At 65.9% G+C, this 23,043-nt stretch carries 23 protein-coding genes; 14 read left to right on the top strand and 9 right to left on the bottom strand.

Going from position 1 to position 23,043, the window contains the following annotated elements; genetic code table 11:
* Window positions 1-4: 4 nt before the first annotated feature.
* The 6 genes from GDJ08_RS02585 to ykgO all read right to left on the bottom strand — a co-directional run bounded on the left by GDJ08_RS02585 (window position 5) and on the right by ykgO (window position 4,553).
* Complete coding sequence (locus tag GDJ08_RS02585) at window positions 5-1,240, bottom strand: TraB/GumN family protein (RefSeq protein ID WP_136003809.1); 1,236 nt, start codon at window positions 1,238-1,240, stop codon at window positions 5-7.
* Entirely contained in the window at window positions 1,233-1,763 is a 531-nt protein-coding gene (locus GDJ08_RS02580) for a GNAT family N-acetyltransferase (protein ID WP_153164608.1), read from the bottom strand. Before GDJ08_RS02580 ends, GDJ08_RS02585 begins: the two co-directional genes overlap by 8 nt.
* Window positions 1,764-1,788: 25 nt before the next feature.
* Window positions 1,789-2,676: a carbon-nitrogen hydrolase gene (locus GDJ08_RS02575; RefSeq protein ID WP_017355590.1), complete on the bottom strand. Its 888-nt coding sequence runs from the start codon at window positions 2,674-2,676 to the stop codon at window positions 1,789-1,791.
* A 189-nt stretch (window positions 2,677-2,865) separates the two neighbouring features.
* A complete protein-coding gene (locus tag GDJ08_RS02570) occupies window positions 2,866-3,900 on the bottom strand; it encodes an agmatine deiminase family protein (protein ID WP_153164238.1) in 1,035 nt (344 codons plus the stop codon).
* Between the two features lie 43 nt (window positions 3,901-3,943).
* Window positions 3,944-4,270 (bottom strand): hypothetical protein, encoded by a 327-nt coding sequence (locus tag GDJ08_RS02565; RefSeq protein WP_153164237.1) that lies wholly within the window; start codon window positions 4,268-4,270, stop codon window positions 3,944-3,946.
* Between the two features lie 157 nt (window positions 4,271-4,427).
* Entirely contained in the window at window positions 4,428-4,553 is a 126-nt protein-coding gene (gene ykgO / locus GDJ08_RS02560; protein ID WP_017355593.1) for a type B 50S ribosomal protein L36, read from the bottom strand.
* 194 nt (window positions 4,554-4,747) lie between these two features.
* On the opposite strand from ykgO, the gene cmk reads away from it, so the two are divergent.
* From cmk to galU, 8 genes are all read left to right on the top strand, one after another.
* Window positions 4,748-5,428 (top strand): (d)CMP kinase, encoded by a 681-nt coding sequence (gene cmk / locus GDJ08_RS02555; RefSeq protein ID WP_017355594.1) that lies wholly within the window; start codon window positions 4,748-4,750, stop codon window positions 5,426-5,428.
* 195 nt (window positions 5,429-5,623) lie between these two features.
* The gene (gene rpsA / locus GDJ08_RS02550; protein ID WP_017355595.1) at window positions 5,624-7,303 is read left to right on the top strand and encodes a 30S ribosomal protein S1; all 1,680 of its coding nucleotides are present in this window, start codon (window positions 5,624-5,626) and stop codon (window positions 7,301-7,303) included.
* A gap of 89 nt (window positions 7,304-7,392) precedes the next feature.
* Entirely contained in the window at window positions 7,393-7,698 is a 306-nt protein-coding gene (locus GDJ08_RS02545) for an integration host factor subunit beta (protein ID WP_017355596.1), read from the top strand.
* 103 nt (window positions 7,699-7,801) lie between these two features.
* Window positions 7,802-8,086 carry a LapA family protein gene (locus tag GDJ08_RS02540; RefSeq protein WP_017355597.1) on the top strand — a complete coding sequence of 95 codons (285 nt, stop codon included), beginning with the start codon at window positions 7,802-7,804 and terminating at the stop codon, window positions 8,084-8,086.
* 6 nt (window positions 8,087-8,092) lie between these two features.
* The gene (gene lapB, locus GDJ08_RS02535) at window positions 8,093-9,271 is read left to right on the top strand and encodes a lipopolysaccharide assembly protein LapB (protein ID WP_017355598.1); all 1,179 of its coding nucleotides are present in this window, start codon (window positions 8,093-8,095) and stop codon (window positions 9,269-9,271) included.
* A gap of 6 nt (window positions 9,272-9,277) precedes the next feature.
* Window positions 9,278-10,252, top strand: a complete 975-nt coding sequence (locus GDJ08_RS02530) for an MraY family glycosyltransferase (RefSeq protein WP_026070705.1) — start codon at window positions 9,278-9,280, stop codon at window positions 10,250-10,252.
* Window positions 10,253-10,268: 16 nt separating this feature from the next.
* Window positions 10,269-12,176, top strand: a complete 1,908-nt coding sequence (locus GDJ08_RS02525) for a polysaccharide biosynthesis protein (RefSeq protein WP_017355600.1) — start codon at window positions 10,269-10,271, stop codon at window positions 12,174-12,176.
* Window positions 12,176-13,060, top strand: coding sequence for a UTP--glucose-1-phosphate uridylyltransferase GalU (gene galU, locus GDJ08_RS02520; RefSeq protein WP_017355601.1), 885 nt, complete (start codon window positions 12,176-12,178; stop codon window positions 13,058-13,060). The genes GDJ08_RS02525 and galU overlap by 1 nt, the downstream gene beginning before the upstream one ends.
* A 103-nt stretch (window positions 13,061-13,163) precedes the next feature.
* On the opposite strand, the gene GDJ08_RS02515 is transcribed toward galU, so the two are convergent.
* From GDJ08_RS02515 to GDJ08_RS02505, 3 genes are all read right to left on the bottom strand, one after another.
* Window positions 13,164-14,372, bottom strand: a complete 1,209-nt coding sequence (locus GDJ08_RS02515; protein WP_136003813.1) for an acetyl-CoA C-acyltransferase — start codon at window positions 14,370-14,372, stop codon at window positions 13,164-13,166.
* Between the two features lie 73 nt (window positions 14,373-14,445).
* Window positions 14,446-16,818: a 3-hydroxyacyl-CoA dehydrogenase/enoyl-CoA hydratase family protein gene (locus GDJ08_RS02510; RefSeq protein ID WP_136003815.1), complete on the bottom strand. Its 2,373-nt coding sequence runs from the start codon at window positions 16,816-16,818 to the stop codon at window positions 14,446-14,448.
* Between the two features lie 44 nt (window positions 16,819-16,862).
* Window positions 16,863-17,525, bottom strand: coding sequence for a TetR/AcrR family transcriptional regulator (locus GDJ08_RS02505; protein ID WP_017355604.1), 663 nt, complete (start codon window positions 17,523-17,525; stop codon window positions 16,863-16,865).
* 322 nt (window positions 17,526-17,847) lie between these two features.
* Between GDJ08_RS02505 and ndk the strand changes: the two genes are divergently transcribed.
* The 6 genes from ndk to bamB are packed head-to-tail and all read left to right on the top strand — an operon-like array spanning window position 17,848 to window position 23,041.
* Entirely contained in the window at window positions 17,848-18,273 is a 426-nt protein-coding gene (gene ndk / locus GDJ08_RS02500; RefSeq protein WP_017355605.1) for a nucleoside-diphosphate kinase, read from the top strand.
* A 10-nt stretch (window positions 18,274-18,283) separates the two neighbouring features.
* Window positions 18,284-19,492 carry a dual-specificity RNA methyltransferase RlmN gene (rlmN, locus tag GDJ08_RS02495; RefSeq protein WP_136003817.1) on the top strand — a complete coding sequence of 403 codons (1,209 nt, stop codon included), beginning with the start codon at window positions 18,284-18,286 and terminating at the stop codon, window positions 19,490-19,492.
* Complete coding sequence (pilW, locus tag GDJ08_RS02490; RefSeq protein ID WP_026070707.1) at window positions 19,479-20,276, top strand: type IV pilus biogenesis/stability protein PilW; 798 nt, start codon at window positions 19,479-19,481, stop codon at window positions 20,274-20,276. The genes rlmN and pilW overlap by 14 nt, the downstream gene beginning before the upstream one ends.
* 6 nt (window positions 20,277-20,282) lie before the next feature.
* Window positions 20,283-21,137, top strand: a complete 855-nt coding sequence (locus GDJ08_RS02485) for a RodZ domain-containing protein (RefSeq protein ID WP_017355608.1) — start codon at window positions 20,283-20,285, stop codon at window positions 21,135-21,137.
* Window positions 21,138-21,194: 57 nt separating this feature from the next.
* Window positions 21,195-21,833 (top strand): YfgM family protein, encoded by a 639-nt coding sequence (locus tag GDJ08_RS02480; protein ID WP_153164236.1) that lies wholly within the window; start codon window positions 21,195-21,197, stop codon window positions 21,831-21,833.
* Window positions 21,833-23,041, top strand: coding sequence for an outer membrane protein assembly factor BamB (gene bamB, locus GDJ08_RS02475; RefSeq protein WP_017355610.1), 1,209 nt, complete (start codon window positions 21,833-21,835; stop codon window positions 23,039-23,041). Before GDJ08_RS02480 ends, bamB begins: the two co-directional genes overlap by 1 nt.
* Window positions 23,042-23,043: the final 2 nt, after the last annotated feature.

Raw genomic sequence — 23,043 nt, 5'->3', positions numbered from 1 at the left:
GCGGTCAGCCGCCGACCTTGTGCCACACCTGGAACCCGGTCAGCCACAGGCCCAGCATGCTGCCGATGTTGGTCAGCATGAAGGTGAGCACCACCCGGGTAACGCGGTTGCGGTACCAGCCCTTGAGGCTCTGGGCGTCATCGCGGAGCTTGAGGAAGTCCTCATACGCCGGCTTGCGCAGGCGCGCTTCGACCAGGGCCGAGAACGCGCCGGTGGGGATGCTCAGGCGGAACGGCTTGAACGGAGCGACCACGATCGCCGTCAGGATGCTCAACGGATGGCTCCCCGCCAACAGACAGCCCAGGCCGGCCAGGCCGCCGGTGTACATCGCCCACGTCGCGAGCAGCTCGGTACCCACGCCCAAGCCGCCCCGGTAGAAGCCAACGGCGATGCCGGTCAGCACGATCGCCAGGATGGTCAGGGTGATCCAGGGGATGTTGCGCTTCTTCGGCACCTCTTCCAGCGACGCACGCAGCGGGCCCGGCGCGTCGGTATCGTTTTCCAGGTACCGCGCCAGTCCGGCCAGGTGACCGGCACCGACAACGGCCAGCACGTTGCGCTGCTCTGGATCGTGGGTCTCGCGCAGGCGGGTGGCCATGTAGCGGTCACGCTCGCCGATGATGGTTTCGTACAGCGCCGGGCTTTCGCTGGCGAACTCGCCGAAGCTGGCTTCGAGCATGTCGCCCTGCTTGAGCTTTTCGATCTCGTCCTCGCCCACGTCCTCGGAGGCGAACAGGCCGGCCCCCAGGCCCATAACGAGCTTGATCTTGCCGAAGAAACCCAGCCGCTGCGAGGCGCGCTTGAAGGTCAGGCCGACCTCGCGGTCGATCAGGTGCACCGGCAGGTGCCGCTCGTTCGCCAGGGCGACCGCCCGCTTGAGCTCCGCGCCCGGTTCGATGCCCAGCTGCTCCGCCAGGCGTCGCTGGTAGGCGGCCAGGGCCAGGTTGGCCGCGAACAGCGCCACACGCCCCTTGCGGATCACCTCGACCAGATCCAGCTTGGCCAGCGCATCGGGGTTGGTCAGCGCCTGCAGGCGCTGCGCGTCCAGCTCCACGGCCACCGCATCGAAGCGGCCGCTGCCGATCGCGCGCTCGACCGCGTCCACACTGGCCTGGGAGACGTGCGCGGTGCCGAGCAGGGTATAGCGCACGCCGTCGCGTTCGACCACGCGCACGGGTTGGCCGGCGAACAGTGTGTCGCCGGTGTCGTCGATCTGGGTATCAGTCATCGCATCATTCATTCGAAGGGGCGCTGTCGGCACCATCGCCGAGCGCGCGTTGCATCTGGACGGTGTCCAGCCAGCGGCCATGCTTGCGGCCGAGGCCGCGGAAAACGCCGACGGTGTGGAAGCCGAAGCGTTCGTGCAGTTTGATCGAGGCGGTGTTCGACGGCTCGCCGATCACCGCCACCATCTGGCGATAGCCGCGCGCCACGCACGCGTCGATCAGACCCTGCATGAGGGCCGTGCCGACCCCGTGTCCCTGGAACGCGGCATCCACGTAGACCGAATTCTCCACGGTCCACTGGTAGGCGATGCGGCCGCGGTAGGTGTTGGCATACGCGTAGCCGGCAACCCGGCCATCGACCTCTGCAACGAGGTACGGGAAGCCGCGCGACACGATGTCATGCATGCGTCGCTGCATCTCCGCCATGTCCGGTACGTCGTACTCGTAGGTATTGACGAAGTCGGTCACTTCCACCGCGTAGATGGCGGTGATGGCCGGGATATCGGCAACGTTGGCGTCGCGCAGCAGCACGGTCACGGTCACGGGTCAGAGGCCTGGGCGGTCAGTCGATGTAACGCTTGAGCAGGTCGCCGTAGGCGTCGATGCGGCGGTCACGCAGGAACGGCCAGATCCGACGGACATGCTCGCTGCGCTGCAGGTCCACGTCGCAGATCAGCACGGTCGGGTCGGTGCCGGCCTCGGCGATGAACTCGCCCTGCGGGCCGAGCACATGGCTGTTGCCCCAGAACCGGATGCCCGAGGCGCCCAGCGGCGAGGCCTCGTGGCCGACGCGGTTGCAGCTCAGCACCGGCACGCCGTTGGCGACGGCATGGCCGCGGTGGCTCAGCACCCACGCGTCACGCTGGCGGGTCTGTTCGTCCTGCTGGTCATCCGGGTCCCAGCCGATCGCGGTGGGGTAGAGCAGCAGCTCGGCGCCGGCCAGCGCCATCAGGCGCGCCGCTTCCGGATACCACTGGTCCCAGCACACGAGCACGCCCAGGCGGCCCACCGAGGTGTCGATCGGCTTGAAGCCGATGTCGCCGGGGGTGAAGTAGAACTTTTCGTAGAAACCCGGATCGTCCGGGATGTGCATCTTGCGGTACTTGCCCAGCAGCGTGCCGTCCTTTTCGAAGACGACGGCCGTGTTGTGATAGAGGCCGGCGGCGCGGCGCTCGAACAGCGAACCGACGATGACGACGCCATGCTTTTTCGCCAATGCGCCCAGACGTTCGGTGCTGGGGCCGGGGATGGGTTCGGCCAGGTCGAATTCATCGACCGATTCGTGCTGGCAGAAGTACGCGCCGTTGTGCAGTTCCTGCAGCAGGATCAGCTTGGCACCCTGGGCGGCCGCTTCAGCCACGCGCGTCTCGATCACGGCCAGATTGGCGGCCGCGTCACCGTGGTTGCGCTCCTGGATCAGGGCGACGGAAAGGGTGTGGCGTGAGCTCATCCGGGGCGGGTCCTGCAGGGGGAAAACCGCAGTTTATCGCGGATGGGTGCACGCGGCGTGCTGGGCGCTAAATGCGCGGCGATGGCATGGTGCCAGCCCGGCGAGCGCGCGGCCCCCCGTGCGTTGCCGAAAACAAAAAGCGCCGGGCAAAAGCCCGGCGCCAGGTGGTGCGTCGACCAGGGGGGGGCGTTACGCCAGCAACCCTTCCGGCAACTGCATGGTGATGCAATGCAGGCTGCCGTTCTGCCAGATCAGCGAGCGGCAGGGGACCTGCACGATCTCGTGGTTCGGGTAGGCCTCGGCCAGGACGTCGCGTGCGGCGTTGTCGGCCACGTCGCCGTAGGCCGGCATCAGCACCGCCCCATTGAGGATCAGGTAGTTTGCGTAGGATGCCGCCAGCCGGCGGCCCTCGTCGATCACCGGGCGGGCCCACGGCAGCGGGAACAGGCGGTACGGCGCGCCGTCGGCGGTGCGCAGCGCGGCCAGTTCGTCGCCCATCGCCTGGAGTTCGGCGAAGTGCGAGTCGCTGCTGTCGTCGCAGGCCTGGTAGACGATGCTGTCCACCGAGGCGAAGCGGGCCAGGGTGTCGATATGGGCGTCGGTGTCGTCGCCCTCCAGATAGCCGTGGTCCAGCCACAGCACCCGGTCCTGCGCCAGCCAGGTTGCCAGATCGGCGCTGAGCGAGGCGCGGTCGCGGTCCGGATGGCGTTCGTGCAGGCACTGCCAGGTGGTCAGCAGCGTGCCGGCGCCATCGGTTTCGATGCCACCGCCTTCCAGCGCGAACGGAATGCTCTGCAGTTCCGCATTGGCGAACAGCCCGGCGCCATGCAGCACGCCCACCAGCTGATCGTCCAGGCTGGCGTCGAACTTGCCGCCCCAGCCGGTGAAGCGGAAGTCGAGCAGGCGGAAACCGCCATCGGCACGCGTGAGCGTGATCGGGCCGGAATCGCGCAGCCAGGTGTCGTCGTACTGCGCGGTGACGAACCGGACGCGGTCCATGTCGATGCGGTTGGAGCGCAGGCGCGCGTCGGCGTAGGCCTCCAGGTCATCGTCGGCAACGATGATCACCACCGGCTGGAAACGGGTGATGGCTGCCACCAGGGCGATGTAGGTGTCCTCGACGTCGCCCAGGCGGTCGGCCCAGTCGGTTTCGGCGTGGGGCCAGGCAATCAGGATGGCGGACTGGGGTTCCCATTCGGCCGGAAAGCGGAGCGTGTCGTTCATGATCTCGGTGCGATGGCCCGCCGGGCGGCGGGCAGTGGGAGGGTCAGCGGATCGGCGGTTTGGGCCCGATCTCATTGGCGTCGGCCTGGTTGGCAACCACATCGATCACCTTCTGCTTCTCGAAGTAGACGGTGAACTGCGGGTACACCCAGCGGTGGATGGTCGGCCACTGGCGCTTCTGCCCGCCGCGCGGCTCCAGGCGTTCACCCGGATCGCCGAACTGCGACTGGACCTGCTGCATGCTCTGGCCGCGCACGGGCAGGGTCACGGCGGGCTTCTCGCGGCTGCGGTCGATCAGCAGGGTGTCGGCATGCACGCTGGAACAGGCCAGCAGGGCCAGCAGCGGCAGGGTGGTCAGGTAACGTTTCATCTCGATCTACTCCCCAGTGGTCAAGAAAAAAGAAGGTGTCGCGGCCAGCGGCCGCGCCCCACCCGCCGATTACAGCAAAAACGGCAACAAAAAACCGCCCGGAGGCGGCTTTTTGTTCAGGCAGGTCGCGACCCGTGCGGGTGCGACTTCCTTCGGCTCAGCGCTGGCGAGCCTTGAAACGCGGGTTCGACTTGCAGATCACGAAGATCTTGCCACGGCGGCGAACGACCTTGCAGTCACGGTGACGGGACTTGGCCGACTTCAGGGAAGACAGGACTTTCATTGCATACCTCGGCGTAAACGTTGGATTCGGTTGGAGCGCGGCCGCGATATGCAGATGACAATCGGCAGGTGACGCTCGTTCAAGCCCGCCATTCTACCGGTCTTTTTTCCATCCTTTCAAGTGGTTGCACGAAAAAGGTCTCGGGCGGGGCCGGGCAGGGGCTAGAATGGCCCGTCAAAATCACCGGGAAACCCATGAACCAGCTTCCTTCCGTGCTCACCATCGACGGCCCGTCCGGGGCCGGCAAGGGGACCGTCAGCCGCATTGTCGCACGCCGGCTGGGGTGGCATTACCTCGATTCGGGCGCCCTGTACCGCGCCGTGGGCGTGGCGGCCAGCTGGGCCGATATCGACACATCCGACGCCTCCGCGCTGGTCCGGTGCACGTTCGATACCCATGTCCGTTTCGTCGAATCGGCCGATGGCGGGCTGCGCGTGCTGGTCAACGATACCGATGCCACCGACGAGCTGCGCCTGGAGACCACCGGCGCCCTGGCGTCGGCCATTGCGGCCATTCCGGAGGTCCGGGCCGCCCTGAAGGAGCGCCAGCGCGCATTCAGGATCGAGCCGGGTCTGGTTGCCGACGGTCGCGACATGGGTACGGTCATCTTCCCGGATGCCCCATTCAAGGTCTTTTTGACCGCCAGCGCCGAGGAGCGGGCGGAGCGGCGGCATAAGCAGTTGAAAGACAAGGGGGTTTCTGTTAACTTTGAAGACCTCCTGCGCGAGATCATGGCCCGCGACGCCCGTGATGCACAGCGCACAGTGGCGCCCCTGAAGCCGGCAGACGATGCCGTCATCATCGACACCAGTGGTATCGGCATCGACGCCGTCGTTGCCAAGGTACTGGATCTGCTTCCGGTTTCGGGTGCCTGATCCGTTGTAAGGAGGGTCGTCAGTCCATCGACGGCAGTCGCACTACTGCAAGGCAACAACAGCTCCGTCCCGCAATGATGCGTGGCGGTTTTCCTACTTAACACACGACCTGCGTTTCCGGGGTCGACCAACAGGCGGGCAGTAAACGGAACCCTTGCGGGGACCAATGCCCATGTGTCCAACAGAGTAAATCTAATGACCGAATCATTTGCCGAACTGTTCGAAGCCAGTCAGGCCAATCTGGCCAAGCTGAAGCCGGGCGCCATCGTCAGCGGTGTTGTCGTTGAAGTCCGCGGCGACGTCGTGGTGATCAACGCCGGCCTGAAGTCCGAAGGCATCGTGCCGATCGAACAGTTCCGTAACGACGCTGGCGAGATCGATGTTGCCGAAGGCGACGTCGTCAAGGTCGCCCTCGACTCGATCGAGAACGGCTTCGGTGAAACCGTCCTGTCGCGCGAGAAGGCCAAGCGCGCGATGGTGTGGGACGAGCTGGAAGAAGCGTTGGAAAAGAACGAAACCATCACCGGCCGCATCAGCGGCAAGGTCAAGGGTGGTTTCACCGTGGACATCAAGGATGTCCGCGCGTTCCTGCCCGGTTCGCTGGTGGATGTGCGCCCGGTGCGCGACCCGGCCTACCTGGAAGGCAAGGAGCTGGAATTCAAGCTCATCAAGCTGGACCGCAAGCGTAACAACGTCGTGGTCTCGCGTCGTGCAGTCGTCGAAAGCGAGCACTCGGAAGAGCGCGAGCAGCTGATGGACAAGCTGCAGGAAGGCGCGATCCTGAAGGGTGTCGTCAAGAACCTGACCGATTACGGCGCGTTCGTGGACCTGGGCGGTATCGACGGCCTGCTGCACATCACCGACATGGCCTGGAAGCGCGTGCGCCACCCGTCCGAAGTCGTGAACGTCGGCGACGAGCTGGACGTGCGCGTGCTGAAGTTCGACCGCGAGCGCAACCGCGTTTCGCTGGGTCTGAAGCAGCTGGGCGAGGATCCGTGGGACAACATCGCCCGTCGTTACCCGGCCAACAGCCGCGTCTTCGGCAAGGTCTCCAACGTCACCGATTACGGCGCGTTCGTCGAGATCGAGCCGGGCGTCGAAGGCCTGGTGCACGTTTCGGAAATGGATTGGACCAACAAGAACGTCAACCCGTCCAAGGTTGTGCAGGTCGGTGACGAAGTCGAAGTCATGGTTCTGGATGTCGACGAGGAGCGTCGCCGCATCTCGCTGGGCATGAAGCAGGTTGCCGCCAATCCGTGGGAAACCTTCGCTGCCATCCACAAGAAGGGTGACAAGGTGTCGGGCCAGATCAAGTCGATCACCGACTTCGGCATCTTCATCGGCCTGGACGGCGGTATCGACGGCCTGGTGCACCTGTCGGACATCAGCTGGAACACCACCGGCGAAGACGTGGTCCGCAACTTCAAGAAGGGCGACACCCTGGACGCAGTGGTCCTGGCCGTCGATCCGGAACGCGAGCGCATCAGCCTGGGCGTCAAGCAGCTGGAGCAGGATCCGTTCGGCCAGTACATGGCGGCCAATCCGAAGGGTTCCAAGGTCGAAGGCGTGGTCAAGGAAGTGGACGCCAAGGGCGCTACCATCGAACTGGCTGACGGCATCGAAGGCTACGTGTCCGCTCGCGACGTTGCGAACGAGCGCGTTGACGACGCGACCCAGTTCCTGAAGGTCGGCGACAAGGTCGAAGCCAAGTTCGTGGGCATGGACCGCAAGGGCCGTACCCTGCAGCTGTCGATCAAGGCCAAGGACGACGCGGAAATGCGCGAAGTGCTGGAGGAATACCAGTCCGCTTCGGGTGGCACGACCCAGCTCGGCGCGCTGCTGCGCGCACAGCTGAACGGCAACAAGTCCGAGTAATTGGTCTTACCCGTTGCAGTAGTTTCCTGGACGGCCCGGACTTTTGTCCGGGCCGTTTCAGGGTCTGGTTTCCTCCCCAAGAGCCCGTAATGACCAAATCCGAGCTGATCGAAATCCTGGCGCGCCGACAGGCGCATTTGAAGTCGGACGATGTCGATCTGGCGGTGAAGTCGTTGCTGGAAATGATGGGCGGGGCGCTGGCCGGCGGTGATCGGATCGAGATCCGCGGGTTCGGCAGTTTTTCGTTGCACTACCGGCCGCCGCGCCTCGGGCGCAACCCCAAGACGGGGGAGTCGGTGGCATTGCCGGGCAAGCATGTCCCGCATTTCAAGCCGGGCAAGGAGTTGCGCGAGCGCGTCAGCGCCGTCGTACCGCTGGAAAGCGATCCTGCCTGAGCCGTCGCGTCCGTATCCCGGATGCATGTTTTCCGCCGTGTTGGCTGGTAGAGCGGAGTGCTAGTCCGCTACTCTTGAGGCCTTCCGGAACTGGAGCTGGTACATGAATATCGTACGTCTACTGGTCCTGCTGGCGGTTCTGGTGGTCGGGCTCATTGTCGGCGCGCTCAATTCGCAGCCGATCGCCATCAGCTTGGGCTTCACCCAGATCGCCACGACCACCGGCCTGGCCATCATCATTTCGCTGCTGTCCGGTGCCCTGATCGGCGGTGCCCTGGTCCTGGCCAGCATGGTCATCCCGCTGTATTCCAAACTGCGCAAGGCGCAGAAGGCTGCCCCCGTGGTGGTCGCCACACCTCCTCCTTCTTCTACTTTCGACGGACGCTGAGCGCCGATGGAATTTGTCTCCGAGTGGTTCTGGTTCTTCCTGTGTCTGCCGTTGGCGGCGCTGTCGGGCTGGGTGATCGGCCGGCGCGGTGGCCAGCGTCATGGCGACAACCAGGTCAGCCGGCTCTCCAGCACCTACTTCCGTGGCCTGAACTACCTGCTCAATGAACAGCCGGACAAGGCGATCGAGCTGTTCCTGCACATCGCCGAGCTGGACAAGGAAACCTTCGAGACCCAGGTCGCGTTGGGCCATCTGTTCCGCCGCCGTGGCGAGGTGGACCGTGCGATCCGCCTGCACCAGGGGCTGGTCAACCGCAGCGACCTCAGCGATGCACAGCGCGTCCAGGCGCTCCTTGCCCTGGGCGAGGACTACATGAAGTCCGGCCTGCTCGACCGTGCCGAAACCGTGTTCACCGAGTTGGCCCAGATCGACCAGCGCGCCCCGCAGGCGCTCAAGCACCTGATCGGCATCTACCAGGCCGAACGCGACTGGGAAAAGGCGATCGACAACGCCAGCCGCTTCGAGGAAGTCACTGGCGAGCCGATGGGCAAGCTGATCGGCCAGTTCGAGTGCGAACTGGCCGAGCGCTATCGCGGCGCCGACCGCGTGGACGACGCGCGGGCGGCCATCGCACGTGCCTACCAGGCCGATGCCATGTCGGTGCGTGCCGGCATCATCGAAGGCCGCCTGGAGTCCGACGTCGGGCATCACGAAGCGGCGGTCAGGGCGTTCGAGCGTGCCGCGCGCAACGACCCGGACTACCTGCCCGAACTGTTGCCGGCCCTGATGCAGAACTACCGCAAGGTCGGCGACCTGGCCGGCGCGCGCGCGTTCCTGTCGGAGATGACCGAGCACTACCGCGGCATCGCGCCCGTGCTGGCCCTGACCCAGCTGATGGAAGAGCAGGAAGGCGTGGCACCCGCGCGCGCCTACCTGGGCCGCCAGCTCAAGGACCGCCCGTCGGTCCGCGGCGAATCGGCGCTGATCGATCTCACCCTGGCCGATGGCGCCGATGCGACGGCCACGCTGCACGACCTCAAACACATCACCGACCAGTTGCTGGTCCGCAATCCGGCCTATCGCTGCACGCGCTGCGGCTTCGGCGCGCGGACGCACCACTGGCAATGCCCCAGCTGCAAGGAGTGGGGTACGGTCAAGCCGCTGCTGAACTACGCGGTGCTGTAAGTGGTGATCCCCTGGATCTGGCTGGCCGGCCTGGTGGCGGTCATGGCCCTCTCTGCGGCCCTGACCGGGTGCGCGCGCCGGTACGCCCTGCGCCGCAACCTGATGGATCAGCCGGGCGAACGGCGCAGCCACGGCGTCGCCACGCCCCGCGGTGGCGGCATCGCGATCGTGGCCACGCTGCTGTTGGCCTGCCTGGCGGCGGCGCTGATCTGGCCGTCCGCCGCCAAGGCGCTGCTGGTGTTCGCCATCGGGCTGGGGATGGTGGCGGGGATTGGCTGGTGGGACGACCACCACCCGCTGCCCGCCCTGCGTCGCCTGCTGGTGCATCTGGTCGCATCCGCGCTGCTGGCCGGTCTGGTCTGGCAGGTCACGGGCAATCTGGTGCAGTCGGTTCTGGCCCTGCTGTTCACGGTGTCGCTGGTCAACATCTGGAATTTCATGGATGGGATCAACGGCATTGCGACCACGCAGGCGATCCTGGCCGCGATGGCCTTTGCCCTCGTGCTGCCGTCGCCGTTCGGTCTGGCCGGCGTCGTGCTTGGCCTGGCCTGCCTGGGCTTCCTGCCGTTCAATTTCCCGCAGGCCCGCATCTTCATGGGCGATGTCGGCAGCGGCGCGCTTGGCTATGCCGTCGCGGCGCTGGTATGCCTGACGAGCGTGGTGACCGACATCCAGTGGGTGTTGCTGCTGGTGCCGCTGACCGGGTTCCTTGTGGACGCCGGCTTCACACTGTTGTCGCGCATGCTGTCGGGGCAGCGTTGGACGCAACCCCACACACAACACCTGTACCAGCGGATGGTGAAAAGTGGCGCAAGCCACAGTTTCACCACCGGTATGTACTTTGTTTTTGGTTTATTCAGTGTCGCGGTGTTTAATGCTTGCACACATTTGCAGCCGAGGTGGGAGGCTGCCGTGGCTGTCGCGTGGATGATCCTCGCGACCGGCCTTTGGCTACTCCTGCGCAAGGGAATGCGCCTTTAGAAGGACTGTGCTTTTTATGACGCCTTGGCAGGACCGTTTTACCGGCTTGATTCCGCGGGCCGCCATCGTCGCCCACGATCTGTTCATGGTCTGGGCGTGTTGGCAACTGCTGCATGCCGGCCGTTACTCCATGCTTCCCGATGCACCGGCCCTGCCGCTGTGGAACATCGACACCTCGCTGGTGTTGGTGATCCAGGCGGTGGTGTTCTGGCGCGTGGGCCTGTATCGCGGCCTCTGGCGCTTTGCCAGCGTGGCCGATCTGCTCAACATCTTCAAAGCCAGCTTCATCGGTCTGCTGGCCATCGTGGTGGCGCTGGCCTACAAGCGCTTCAATGGCGTGCCGATGTCGGTGCTGGTGATCTATCCGTTCGCCCTGTCGGCGCTGCTTGGCGCGCCGCGCCTGCTGTACCGTGCATGGAAGGACTACCAGGCGCTGCAGTCGGACGCCAGTGCGCGCCGGGTGCTGATCCTGGGCGCGGGGCAGGCGGCCGAAGCCCTGGTCCGTGACCTGCGCCGGTCCGGCGATTTCCATCCGGTCGGGCTGCTTGATGACGCGCCCCACCTGCAGGGCGCCAAGCTGCAGGGCCTGCCGATCCTCGGCACCTTGGACGATGCGCCGGCCGTGGTCCGTGAGACCGCCGCCAAGCTGCTGGTGATCGCCATTCCCTCGCTGGATGCGGTCGGCATGCAGCGCGTGGTGGCCCTGTGCGAAAGCACTGGCGTGCCGTTCCGGATGGTACCCAAGCTCAACGACATCCTGCTGGGCCATTCATTGCCCGGGCAGCTCAAGGAGGTGGCGATCGAGGACCTGCTCGGCCGCAAGCCGATCCTGCCGGACTGGGCTCTGATCCGTGGCTGGCTGGGCGGTCGTACCGTGCTGGTCACCGGCGCGGGTGGCTCCATCGGCTCGGAATTGTGCCGCCAGTGCGCGCGCCACGGCGCTGGCCGCATCGTGCTGCTGGAAATGAGCGAACTGCTGCTGCTGACCATCGAGGCCGAGCTCAAGCGCAGCTTCCCCGATCTGGACGTGGAGGCCGTGCTGGGTGACTGCGGTGATCCGGCGGTGATCCGCCATGCCCTGTCGCTTTCGCACGTGGACGCGGTTTTCCATGCTGCCGCCTACAAGCAGGTGCCGGTGCTGGAGCGTCAGCTGCGCGAGGCAGTGCGCAATAACATCCTGTCCACCGAAACGGTCGCGCGCGCCTGCGTCGAGGCCCGGATCGAGCACTTTGTGTTCATCTCCACGGACAAGGCGGTCGATCCGGTCAATGCGCTGGGCGCCAGCAAGCGCTACGCGGAGATGATCTGCCAGAGCCTGGATCAGAAGACCAACCACACCCGTTTCGTGACCGTGCGCTTCGGCAACGTGCTGGCCTCGGCCGGCAGTGTGGTTCCGGTGTTCCGCGAGCAGATCCTCAAGGGTGGCCCGGTGACCGTGACCGACCCGGAAGTCACGCGCTACTTCATGACCATTCCCGAGGCCTGCCAGTTGATCCTGCAGGCGGCCGCCTCGGCGTCGCATGGCGCGATCTACACCTTGGACATGGGCGAGCCGGTGCCGATCCGCGTGCTCGCCGAGCAGATGATCCGTCTGGCCGGCAAGCAGCCGTACAAGGACATCGCCATCATCTATACCGGGCTGCGTCCGGGCGAGAAGCTGCACGAGACGCTGTTCTACTCGGACGAGGACTACCGTCCCACGGCGCACCCCAAGATCCTGGAAGCCGGTGTGCGCAGCTTCGCGCGCGAGCAGGTGCTGGGCAACGTGCCCAAGCTGCGCGAGGCCATCGCCACCTACGACACCGATGCGATCAACAGCATCCTGTTTGCGACCATGCCCGAGTTCGCGCCATTGCCACAGGACGATAACGTCACCTCCGCTACAGTGCTGCCGTTCCCCGCACGAGAGGCCAACAGGCACTGATGAGCAACAAGCGCATTCGCAAGGCGGTATTCCCGGTAGCGGGTCTGGGCACCCGGTTCCTGCCGGCGACCAAGACCGTGCCCAAGGAGATGCTGCCGATCATTGACCGGCCGCTGATCCAGTACGCGGTCGACGAAGCGATCGAAGCAGGGTGCGACACCCTGATCTTCATCACCAACCGCTACAAGCATGCGGTGGCCGACTACTTCGACAAGGCCTACGAACTGGAGCAGAAGCTCGAGCGCGCCGGCAAGAAGGAGCAGTTGGAGCTGGTCCGGCACGTATTGCCGAACGGGGTGCGGGCGATCTTTGTCACCCAGGCCGAAGCGCTGGGCCTGGGGCACGCGGTGCTCTGCGCCAAAGCCATCGTCGGCGACGAGCCGTTCGCTGTCTTGTTGCCCGACGACCTGATCTGGAACCGCGGCGACGGTGCGCTCAAGCAGATGGCCGATGCCAACCAGGCCAGCGGCGCCAGCATCATTGCCGTGGAAGACGTGCCGCACGACAAGACCGGCAGCTACGGCATCGTGGCGACCGACGCCTTCGACGGCCGCCAGGGCCGGATCAGCGCGATCGTGGAGAAGCCCAAGCCTGAGGATGCGCCGAGCGACCTCGCCGTGGTCGGCCGTTATGTGCTGAGCCCGGCGATCTTCGATCTGCTCGAATCCACCGGCACCGGTGCCGGCGGCGAGATCCAGCTGACCGATGCCATCGCCGAGCTGCTCAAGACCGAGCGCGTCGATGCCTATCGGTTCGAGGGCACCCGTTTCGACTGCGGCACCCACCTGGGACTGGTCGAGGCCACCATCCGCTTCGCGCTCAACAACGAGAAGCTGGCTGGCCCCGCCCGCGAAATGCTCAAGAAGGCACTCGCCGACAGCTGACCGGGACACTTGCGTGGCCGACCGCGGGTCGGTACGCAGCAACCCCACGAAGAAGGGCAGCCTCGCGGCTGCCCTTCTGCGTTCTGCCTGGCAACGCCCGGCGTTACAGCGATTCGAAAATGCCTGCTGCACCCATGCCGGTGCCGATGCACATGGTGACCATGCCGTATTTCTGCTGACGACGGCGCAGACCGTGCAGCAGGGTGGCGGTGCGGATCGCACCGGTCGCCCCCAGCGGGTGACCGAGGGCGATGGCGCCGCCCAGCGGGTTGACCTTGGACGGGTCCAGGCCGCAGTCGCGGATGACGGCCAGCGACTGCGCGGCGAACGCTTCGTTGAGCTCGATCCAGTCCAGCTGGTCCTGGGTCAGGCCTGCCTGCCTGAGGGCTTTCGGGATCGCGGCGATCGGGCCGATGCCCATCACTTCCGGGCGCACGCCGGCAACCGAGAAGCTGACGAAGCGGGCCAGCGGCGTGAGGCCATAGTCCTTGACCGCCTGTTCGGAGGCCAGCAGCACCGCACCGGCGCCGTCGCTCATCTGCGACGAGTTGCCGGCGGTGACGGTGCCGCCGAACTGGCCGTTGCGGAACACCGGGCGCAGCTTGGCCAGCCCTTCGGCCGACGAATCCAGGCGCGGGCCTTCGTCGGTGTCGACGATGCGGTCACGGGTGATGATGCGGCGGCCATCGGCCAGGTCCGGCTGGCGGGTGCGTACGTCGTAGGGGCTGATCTCATCCTTGAACTCACCGTTCTGGATGGCGGCGATCGCCTTCTGGTGCGAGGCGAGAGCGAAGGCGTCCTGCTCCTCACGCGACACCTTCCACTCTTCGGCGACCTTCTCGGCAGTGATGCCCATGCCATAGGCGATGGCGACGTGATCGTTGTCGAAGACGCTCGGCGCCATCGCGATCTTGTTGCCCATCATCGGCACCATCGACATCGACTCGGTACCGCCGGCCAGCATCAGGTCGGCATTGCCCAGCCGGATCTGGTCGGCGGCCATCGCCACCGCCTGCAGGCCGGAGGAGCAGAAGCGGTTGACCGTCTGTGCGGCGATGGTGTCCGGCAGGCCGGCCAGCAGCACGCCGATGCGCGCCACGTTCATGCCCTGCTCGGCTTCCGGCATCGCGCAGCCGATGATCGCGTCATCGATGCGGTTGACGTCGATGCCCGGCGCCTGTGCGACCACGGACTTGAGCACGTGGGCAAGCATGTCGTCCGGACGGGTATTGCGGAACACGCCCTTGGGCGCCTTGCCGACCGGGGTGCGGGTGGCGGCGACGATGTAGGCGTCCTGGATTTGCTTGGTCATTGCAGTGATCTCTCGAAATTTTTAGCCGGAGTGCCGACCCGGGGTCGGCACCCACCGTAGACAGGGGGCGCGGTCAATTGCGCAGCGGCTTGCCGGTCTTGAGCATGTGCGCGATGCGGGCCTGGGTCTTTTCCTGCTGGGCCAGTTCGACGAAGTGCTTGCGTTCCAGGGTCAGCAGCCACTCTTCGTCCACCAGCGTGCCGCGGTCGACTTCGCCACCACACAGCACGGTGGCGATGCGCACGGCAATCTCGTAGTCGTAGGGGCTGATGAAACGGCCTTCGAGCATGTTGACCAGCATCATCTTGAACGTTGCGATGCCCACGTCGCCGGCGACCTGGATGCGGCGGGCCGGCATCGGCGGACGGTAGCCGCCTTCGGCCAGCGCCTGCACTTCGGCCTTGGCGATGTACAGCGCTTCGTAGCTGTTGAAGACCACCTTGTCGGTGGCGCGCATCAGGCCCAGCTCCTTGGCGTTGACCGCAGAGTTGGACACCTTGGCCATCGCCACGGTTTCGAAGGTCTTCTTCAGCTCGGCAAAGACATCCCCGCCCGGCCCAGCCGCCTGCGACGCACGCACCGCCAGCTCCTTCAGGCCGCCGCCGGCCGGCAGCAGGCCGACGCCGGCTTCGACCAGGCCGATGTAGCTTTCCAGTGCCGCCACACTCTTGGCGCTGTGCATCTGGAACTCGCAGCCGCCGCCCAGGGCCAGGCCGCGCACGGCGGTCACCACCGGTACCAGCGAGTACTTGATCGCCTGGCTGGTGCGCTGGAAGTTGTGCACCATGTCCTCGAACTGCTCGACCTTGCCGGCCTGCAGCAGACCGAGCGCACCGGCCAGGTCCGCACCGGCGGAGAAGGGTTCCTTCTGCTGCCAGATCACCAGACCCTTGAAGTCCTTCTCGGCGCGCTTGATCGCTTCCTGCAGGCCATCGAGCACGTGGTCGGACACGGTGTTCATCTTGGTCTTGAAGCTGACCACGGCGATGCCGTCGCCGTCGTGCCACATGCGCACGCCGTCATTTTCGAACACGGTCTCGCCCGGGCTGAAGGTTTCGCCCAGCAGCGGGTCCGGGAAGCGCTGACGCTGGTACACCGGCAGCGACGAGCGCGGCAGCTTGGCGTTGCGCGACGGGCTGTAGCTGCCTTCGGCGGCGTGCACGCCATCGCGGCCATCGAACACCCAGTCCGGCAGCGGCGCATTGCTCATGCTCTTGCCGGCCACGATGTCATCGGCAATCCACTGCGCCACCTGCTTCCAGCCGGCAGCCTGCCAGGTTTCGAACGGGCCGAGCGACCAGCCATAGCCCCAGCGGATGGCCAGGTCGACGTCGCGCGCGGTCTCGGCGATGTCGGCCAGGTGGTAGGCGCTGTAGTGGAACAGGTCGCGGAAGGTGGCCCACAGGAACTGCGCCTGCGGGTGCTGGCTTTCGCGCAGCTTGGCGAACTTCTCGGCCGGGTTCCTGATCTTGAGGATGTCGACCACTTCCGGTGCGGCGGTACGGTCGGCCGGGCGGTAGTCCTGCTTCTCCAGGTCCAGCACGACGATGTCCTTGCCGACCTTGCGGAAGATGCCGGCGCCGGTCTTCTGGCCGAGCGCACCCTTGGAAATCAGCGCGTCCAGCCACTTCGGCGAGGCGAAATACTGATGCCACGGATCGTTGGGCAGGGTGTCGCCCATCGTCTTGATGACGTGCGCCATCGTGTCCAGGCCGACCACGTCGGAGGTGCGGTAGGTCGCCGACTTCGGGCGGCCGACCAGCGGGCCGGTCAGGCCATCGACTTCATCGAAACCCAGGCCGAACTGCTGGGTGTGGAAGATCGTGGACAGAATCGAGAAGACGCCGATGCGGTTGCCGATGAAGTTCGGGGTGTCCTTGGCGTACACCACGCCCTTGCCCAGGGTCGTGACCAGGAATGCTTCCAGGCCCTCCAGCACGGCGGCATCGGTGGTGGTGGCCGGGATCAGCTCGGCCAGGTGCATGTAGCGCGGCGGGTTGAAGAAATGCACGCCGCAGAAGCGGTGACGCAGCTGCTCGGGCAGCACATCGGCGAGCTTGTTGATGCCCAGGCCGGAGGTGTTGGAGGCCAGCACGGCGTGATCGGCCACGAACGGAGCGATCTTCCTGTACAGATCCTGCTTCCAGTCCATACGCTCGGCGATGGCCTCGATGATCAGGTCGCAGTCTTTCAGCTGCTCCAGCCCGGTCTCGTAGTTGGCCGGGGTGATCGCCTCGGCGTAGGACTTGCTGGCGAGCGGGGCAGGGCTGAGCTTGCCCAGGTTGCCGATGGCCTTGAGCACGATGCCGTCGGCCGGACCTTCCTTGGCAGGCAGGTCGAAGAGCACGGTATCGACGCCGGCGTTGGTCAGGTGGGCCGCGATCTGGGCACCCATGACACCGGCACCCAACACGGCGGCGCGGCGGACTAGCAGGGAATTGGACATGTCGTTATGCCTTTGTTGGTCTGGCAGCCGGGGAGCGCCCGGCGCTACGGGGTGGAAAGAGGCGTCGTCGAAGCATCGCGGGTTGCGCTGGCGCGGAACCCGGCTTCGGCGAAGTGGATCAGTTCGCGTGCCGCATGGGCACGATGCGCGGCTTCGGTGACACCGGCGGGTCGCTTGATCAGGCCGAAGTCGGCCATCGCGTAGGTCAGCGACCCGGCCAGGAAGTCCAGGCGCCAGTAGAGCTCTTCCTTGCTCAGGCCGGGGACGCAGGCGGCAATCGCCTTGCCGAAGTCGCGCAGGACGTGGCCGTAGTGGTCGGAGAGGAACTTGCGCAGGTTGTCGTTCTTCTCGGCGTAGGCCCGGGCGATCACGCGGACGAACGCGCCGCCGGTCTGGCGGTCCTGGGCCATTGCCAGGGCCGGTTCGACAAAGGCGGCCAGCACCGGGCGCAGTTCACCGGGGGACTCGCGACGGGCCGCCTCCAGCTGCGCCAGGCGGGCGGCGGTCATTTCATCCATGCGACGCCGGAACACCTCGTTGACGAGGTTTTCCTTGGAGCCGAAGTGGTAGTTGACCGCGGCGATGTTGACGTCGGCCTGGCTGGTGACCTGGCGCAGCGAGGTGCCGGCAAAACCGTGCTGGGCGAACAGCTCCTCGGCGGCGCCGAGAATGCGGTCCTTGGTGGAGAAGTGAGCGGGTTTGGCCATGAGGCGGGGCAGGTTCAATCAAACGATTGTTTGATACTAGACCGACGGCCGCACGCTGGCATTGTGCGACGCACAATGGGGGTGGGCATCCGTTCATCCCGGTCAACCCCCTGTCCGGCGACGCCTTTGCCTTTCCACCACGCTGAACGCGACGGGCCGGCCTGTGGTTCAAGGGGGTGCGGGGCGGGGCCCGGCACTACCGCGCCGCCGGGTAACACGTTAGAATCGCCTCACGTATATCAGGCTAAGCCCGCGTTTTGACGCGGGTTTTTTTCATGCTAACCTCGGGCCGATCAGTGGCCCGCCCAACGGAGTACTTCCCATGGCGCTGGAGCGCACCCTTTCCATCATCAAGCCGGACGCCGTCGCCAAGAACGTCATCGGTGAAATCTACGCCCGCTTCGAAAAGGCCGGGCTCAAGGTCGTGGCTGCCAAGTACAAGCAGCTGTCGCGCCGCGAAGCCGAAGGCTTCTACGCCGTGCACCGCGAGCGTCCGTTCTTCAACGCGCTGGTCGAGTTCATGATCTCCGGCCCGGTGATGATCCAGGCGCTGGAAGGCGAGAACGCCGTGCTGGCCCATCGCGACCTGCTGGGCGCCACCAATCCGAAGGAAGCCGCTGCAGGCACCATCCGCGCCGACTTCGCCGAATCCATCGATGCCAATGCCGCCCACGGCTCGGACTCGGTCGAGAACGCCGCGATCGAAATCGCCTACTTCTTCGCCGCGACCGACGTCGTTTCGCGCTGAGAGTGATGCCGTGAACGAGGTCGTACAGCCTACCGCCATCCCATCCGTACTCGTCCCGGGTCCGGCTGTGGCCAAGCAGAACCTGCTCGACCTCGATCGCGAGGGTCTGGAGCGCTTCTTCGCCGAGACCCTCGGCGAAGCGCGCTACCGTGCCCACCAGGTGATGAAGTGGATCCACCACCACTACGTCACCGATTTCGATCAGATGACCGACCTTGGCAAGGCGCTGCGCGCCAAGCTGCAGCAGCATGCCGAGGTCCGCGTTCCCAACATCGTGTTCGACAAGCCCTCCGCCGATGGCACCCACAAGTGGCTGCTGGCGATGGGCACCGATGGCAAGAACGCCATCGAAGCGGTGTATATCCCGGACAAGAACCGCGGCACGCTGTGCGTGTCTTCGCAGGTTGGCTGCGCGCTGAACTGCACCTTCTGTTCGACGGCCACCCAGGGTTTCAACCGCAACCTGTCCACCGCCGAGATCATCGGCCAGGTGTGGGTGGCGGCGCGCCATCTGGGCAATATTCCGCACAAGCAGCGTCGTCTCACCAATGTGGTGATGATGGGCATGGGCGAGCCGTTGATGAATTTCGACAACGTCGTGCGCGCCATGAGCGTGATGCGCGACGATCTGGGCTATGGCCTGGCCAACAAGCGCGTGACCCTGTCGACCTCCGGCCTGGTGCCGCAGATCGACCGGCTGTCGGCCGAAAGCGATGTGTCGCTGGCGGTGTCGCTGCATGCGCCGAACGATGCGCTGCGCGAGACGCTGGTTCCGCTCAACAAGAAGTACCCGATCGTCGACCTGATGGCGTCCTGCGCGCGTTACCTCCGCGCCAACAAGCGCCGTGAGTCGGTGACGTTCGAATACACCCTGATGAAGGGCATCAACGACCAGCCCGAGCATGCGCGTCAGCTGGCGCGGCTGATGCGGCAGTTCGACAATGCCGTGCAGACCTCGCACGCTGGCAAGGTCAATCTGATTCCGTTCAATCCGTTCCCGGGTACCCGCTATGAGCGCTCCGGGGAGACGGAGATCCGCGCGTTCCAGAAGATCCTGCTCGACGCCCAGGTACTGACGATGGTCCGGCGCACCCGCGGCGACGACATCGATGCCGCCTGTGGCCAGCTCAAGGGGCAGGTGATGGATCGCACGCGCCGCCAGGCGGAATTCAACAAGACATTGCTGCAGGACGGGAAAGACCGGGATGCCGCTGCCTGATTGCCGATTGCCAGCCGTTGTTCTCTGCGCGCTGGCATTGGCCGGCTGCGGCAGACATGGCGCCCGACACCCGGCCGGGCAGTTGCCCGTCGCGCCGGTCTATGAAGTCCGCGACGACCCCGCCACCCGCAAGCGGGTCGGCTACCAGGATCAGGTCGTTCTGGCCTCCGAGGCGCTGCGCGCCGGCGGCCTGGATGTGGCCGACAAGAAGGCCCGGGCGGCAGTGAAGATCGACCCGTCGCGTCCCGAGGCGTACATGCTGCTCGCCCAGATCGCCAGCAGCCGGGGCGATGACGTCGCTGCGGGCAGCCACTACCGCAAGGCCGCCGACGTGGCGCCCAGCCGTGGCGACGTCCTGAACAACTATGGTGCCTGGCTGTGCACCCACGGCCAGCCCGCCGCCGCCCTGGAGTGGTTCGATCGAGCCCTGGCCGCCCCCGGGTACGCCACGCCGGCGTCGGCCCTGGCCAATGCCGGGGGGTGCGCACTGGATGCCGGGCAGCCCGAGCGCGCCGAGCGTGACCTCCGCGCCGCGGTACAGCTGGAACCGACCAATGCCTATGCGCTGGAGTCGATGGCCCGCAGCGAGTTCGCCCGCGGGCGTTTTTTCGAGGCCCGGGCCTTCTCGCAACGGCGTCTTGCGGCTGCACCGGCCACACGTTCCGTGTTACAACTTGCCTCACAAATCGAGGTGCAGCTTGGCGACAACGCGGCATCCAGTCGCTATCTGCAGCGAATTCGCAACGAATTTCCGCAGGATGCGGCTCCTAATCCCCGGGGTTGAAGCATTGTGATTGATGACCAGACTGTGAACGCTTTCGACACTGTGACCGGGTCCGGAGCTCGACTCCGCCAGGCGCGCGAAGCGGCCGGACTGACGCTCGAATCGGTGGGTCAGCAACTGCGCATGCCGGTGCAGGTGGTGCGGTCGCTCGAAGAGGAGCAATGGCAGCGCCTGGGCGCGCCGGTGTTCGTCCGTGGCCAGCTGCGCAGCTACGCCCGTCTGCTCAAGGTCGACATCAACGACCTGCTCGAGCAGGCCCATATCGGGCCGGTGGTGCCGCCGCAGCTGGTCAGCCATACGCATACCCCGCGGGCGCGCCGGATCGCCGAGAGCCTCGGTCGCCGGGCGCTCTATGTCGGCATCACCGCCGTGCTGGCCGTGCCGGTGTGGTTTGCCACCCGCGGCCATTTCGACGGGACCGCCAACACCCCCAATACCGCCTCGCTGGATGTCATTCCGGCAGCGGTTCCCGTGGCAGGGGGCGACACGCCGCCCGCCGCGCCGGCCCCGGTCAGCTCGGAACCGCCCAAGCCGGCGGCCCCGTATCTGGCGTCGCTGACCCCCGTGCCGCGTCCGGCCAGTGCGGCCGCGCCGGCCGGCGCATTGACCCTGCAGTTCAAGGGCGACAGCTGGGTCGATATCGCCGCTCCCGATGGCACTACCGTCGAGAAGGCGCTGGTGAAGTCCGGCGAAACCCGCAGCTTCACGCCGGGCCAGGTGGCCCGCATGGTGCTGGGCAACGCGTCGGCGGTCGAGGTTCAGCAGGGCGGCACTATCGTCGACCTTTCGCCGTACCAGCGAGCCAACGTGGCACGCTTTACGGTATCCTCTGACGGCTCCGTGGCTCCGGTTTCACACTGAGTCGCGTTCCCAATCCAATTCAACCAGCTCCTCCTGACGGGCGGGGCGAGAGTACGCATGGCGATCGACGATCTGCTCGACGAGCACGAACAAAGTGAACGCGTCCGCAGCTGGCTGCGGAAGAATGGTCTCAGCATCCTGGCCGGTGTCGCCATTGCGATCGCCGGCATCTGGGGCTGGAACGAATGGCAGGCCCGGCACAGCAACTCGCTGGCCGATGCCAACGTCGCTTACCAGGCTGTGCTCAAGAGCCTGGAAGAAAAGAATCTGGACGAGGCGGCCAAGGGCGTGAAGACGCTTGAAGGCGGCAAGGCCAATATCTATGCGGACCTGGCGGCGTTGCAGCTGGCCAAGGCGCAGGTGGATGCGGGCAAGGACGAGGCCGCCCTGGCGACCCTCCGCGCGATCAGCGCCGACGCCGAGTTCAAGCCGGTGATCGACCAGCGCGTCGCGCGCCTGCTGGTGGCAACCGGCAAAAGCGATGAAGCGATCAAGCTGCTGGGCAGCGCAGCCGACAGCGCCAGCCTGGAGATCCACGGTGACGCGTTGATGGTGCAGGGCAAGCGTGATGCGGCCCGCGAACAGTATGAGAAGGCGCTCAAGACGCTGGACGTGGCAGCGCCGCAGCGGCGTCTGCTGGAAACCAAAGTGATGGATGCCGGTGGCACCGTCACCGATCCTGCGGAGTCGGTGTAATGAACCAGATGGTCATGATCAAGCGCGTTGCCACGGTAGTCCTGCTGGGTGTGGCCCTGTCGGGCTGCTCCACCGTCAAGGGCTGGTTCGCCGGCAAGGACGCGGCGGCCAAGAAGGCGCTGGAACCGGCGGAACTGGTGAAGTTCGAGCCGACCGTCAAGGTCGACAAGCTGTGGTCGGTCAACGTGGGCAAGGGCGAGAAGCGCATCGGCGTCCGCCAGGGCCCGGTGGTTGCCGATGGTCGGGTCTACGCGGCCGCCATTTCCGGTGGCGTGCATGCGATCGATCTGCAGACCGGCAAGAAGGTCTGGACCTACGAGCCGGCCAAGGAAAAGAAGAAGCCCAAGCTGCGCCTGTCTGGCGGCCCGGGTGTCGGCGAAGGCCTGGTGGTGATCGGCACGCTGGACGGCCAGGTGATCGCGCTGGACGCCAACGATGGCAGCGAGAAGTGGCGCGCCAAGGTGCCGGGTGAAGTGATTTCCGCGCCGGCCGTGGGCCAGGGCATGGTGTTTGTGCGCAGCAACGATGGCCGCGTGACCGCCCTGGATGCCGGCAACGGTACCCAGCGCTGGTTCAACCCGCGCGAGCTGCCGGCCCTGACCGTGCGCGGCAACGCGCCGGTGGTGACCGGTCCGGGCGTGCTGTTCATCGGCAACGACGATGGCAGCGTGGCGGCATTGGCCATGCAGGACGGCCGCACCGTGTGGGACCAGATGGTGGGTACCCCGGAAGGTCGCACCGAGCTGGAGCGCATGGCCGACGTCGATGGCGCGCCGGTGCTGGATGGCAACACCCTGTTCGTGAACAGCTTCAAGAACCAGACGATGGCGATCGAAGGCCCGACCGGCCGTCCGCTGTGGTCGCGCGATCACGGCGGCGCGGGTGGGCTGGCGGTGACCTCGGGCAATGTATTCGTCTCGGACAACAAGGGCGGCGTGTTCGGCCTGGACAAGGCCAGCGGCTCGGCCATGTGGTCGCAGACCGGCCTGGCCCGTCGCTCGCTGACCGGTCCGGTCGTGCAGGGGGATTACGTTGTGGTCGGTGACTACAAGGGGTACCTGCACTGGCTGCGTACCGACAATGGTGAGTTCGCGGCGCGCGCCAAGAGTGGCGGCGACGCCCTGCTGGCGCAGCCGGTAGCTGCCGATGGGATTCTGCTGGTGCAGAACGTTGATGGAAAGCTGACCGCATTCCGGTTGGCACAATAAGG

Source organism: Stenotrophomonas nematodicola, assembly GCF_009467805.1.
Taxonomy (GTDB): domain Bacteria; phylum Pseudomonadota; class Gammaproteobacteria; order Xanthomonadales; family Xanthomonadaceae; genus Stenotrophomonas; species Stenotrophomonas nematodicola.
Note: the sequence above shows the minus strand (reverse complement) of the source record. Positions and strands in the feature narration are given on the sequence as shown.

What these genes read in the sequence shown, in the direction of transcription:
- bamB (WP_017355610.1), top strand. Translation starts at nt 21,833, where the DNA reads ATGAACCAGATGGTCATGATCAAGCGCGTTGCCACGGTAGTCCTGCTG.
- GDJ08_RS02510 (WP_136003815.1), bottom strand. Translation starts at nt 16,818, where the DNA reads ATGTCCAATTCCCTGCTAGTCCGCCGCGCCGCCGTGTTGGGTGCCGGT.
- GDJ08_RS02545 (WP_017355596.1), top strand. Translation starts at nt 7,393, where the DNA reads ATGACCAAATCCGAGCTGATCGAAATCCTGGCGCGCCGACAGGCGCAT.
- GDJ08_RS02585 (WP_136003809.1), bottom strand. Translation starts at nt 1,240, where the DNA reads ATGAATGATGCGATGACTGATACCCAGATCGACGACACCGGCGACACA.
- GDJ08_RS02565 (WP_153164237.1), bottom strand. Translation starts at nt 4,270, where the DNA reads ATGAAACGTTACCTGACCACCCTGCCGCTGCTGGCCCTGCTGGCCTGT.
- galU (WP_017355601.1), top strand. Translation starts at nt 12,176, where the DNA reads ATGAGCAACAAGCGCATTCGCAAGGCGGTATTCCCGGTAGCGGGTCTG.
- GDJ08_RS02515 (WP_136003813.1), bottom strand. Translation starts at nt 14,372, where the DNA reads ATGACCAAGCAAATCCAGGACGCCTACATCGTCGCCGCCACCCGCACC.
- GDJ08_RS02505 (WP_017355604.1), bottom strand. Translation starts at nt 17,525, where the DNA reads ATGGCCAAACCCGCTCACTTCTCCACCAAGGACCGCATTCTCGGCGCC.
- GDJ08_RS02480 (WP_153164236.1), top strand. Translation starts at nt 21,195, where the DNA reads ATGGCGATCGACGATCTGCTCGACGAGCACGAACAAAGTGAACGCGTC.
- GDJ08_RS02540 (WP_017355597.1), top strand. Translation starts at nt 7,802, where the DNA reads ATGAATATCGTACGTCTACTGGTCCTGCTGGCGGTTCTGGTGGTCGGG.
- lapB (WP_017355598.1), top strand. Translation starts at nt 8,093, where the DNA reads ATGGAATTTGTCTCCGAGTGGTTCTGGTTCTTCCTGTGTCTGCCGTTG.
- cmk (WP_017355594.1), top strand. Translation starts at nt 4,748, where the DNA reads ATGAACCAGCTTCCTTCCGTGCTCACCATCGACGGCCCGTCCGGGGCC.
- GDJ08_RS02570 (WP_153164238.1), bottom strand. Translation starts at nt 3,900, where the DNA reads ATGAACGACACGCTCCGCTTTCCGGCCGAATGGGAACCCCAGTCCGCC.
- ykgO (WP_017355593.1), bottom strand. Translation starts at nt 4,553, where the DNA reads ATGAAAGTCCTGTCTTCCCTGAAGTCGGCCAAGTCCCGTCACCGTGAC.
- GDJ08_RS02525 (WP_017355600.1), top strand. Translation starts at nt 10,269, where the DNA reads ATGACGCCTTGGCAGGACCGTTTTACCGGCTTGATTCCGCGGGCCGCC.
- ndk (WP_017355605.1), top strand. Translation starts at nt 17,848, where the DNA reads ATGGCGCTGGAGCGCACCCTTTCCATCATCAAGCCGGACGCCGTCGCC.
- GDJ08_RS02575 (WP_017355590.1), bottom strand. Translation starts at nt 2,676, where the DNA reads ATGAGCTCACGCCACACCCTTTCCGTCGCCCTGATCCAGGAGCGCAAC.
- pilW (WP_026070707.1), top strand. Translation starts at nt 19,479, where the DNA reads ATGCCGCTGCCTGATTGCCGATTGCCAGCCGTTGTTCTCTGCGCGCTG.
- rpsA (WP_017355595.1), top strand. Translation starts at nt 5,624, where the DNA reads ATGACCGAATCATTTGCCGAACTGTTCGAAGCCAGTCAGGCCAATCTG.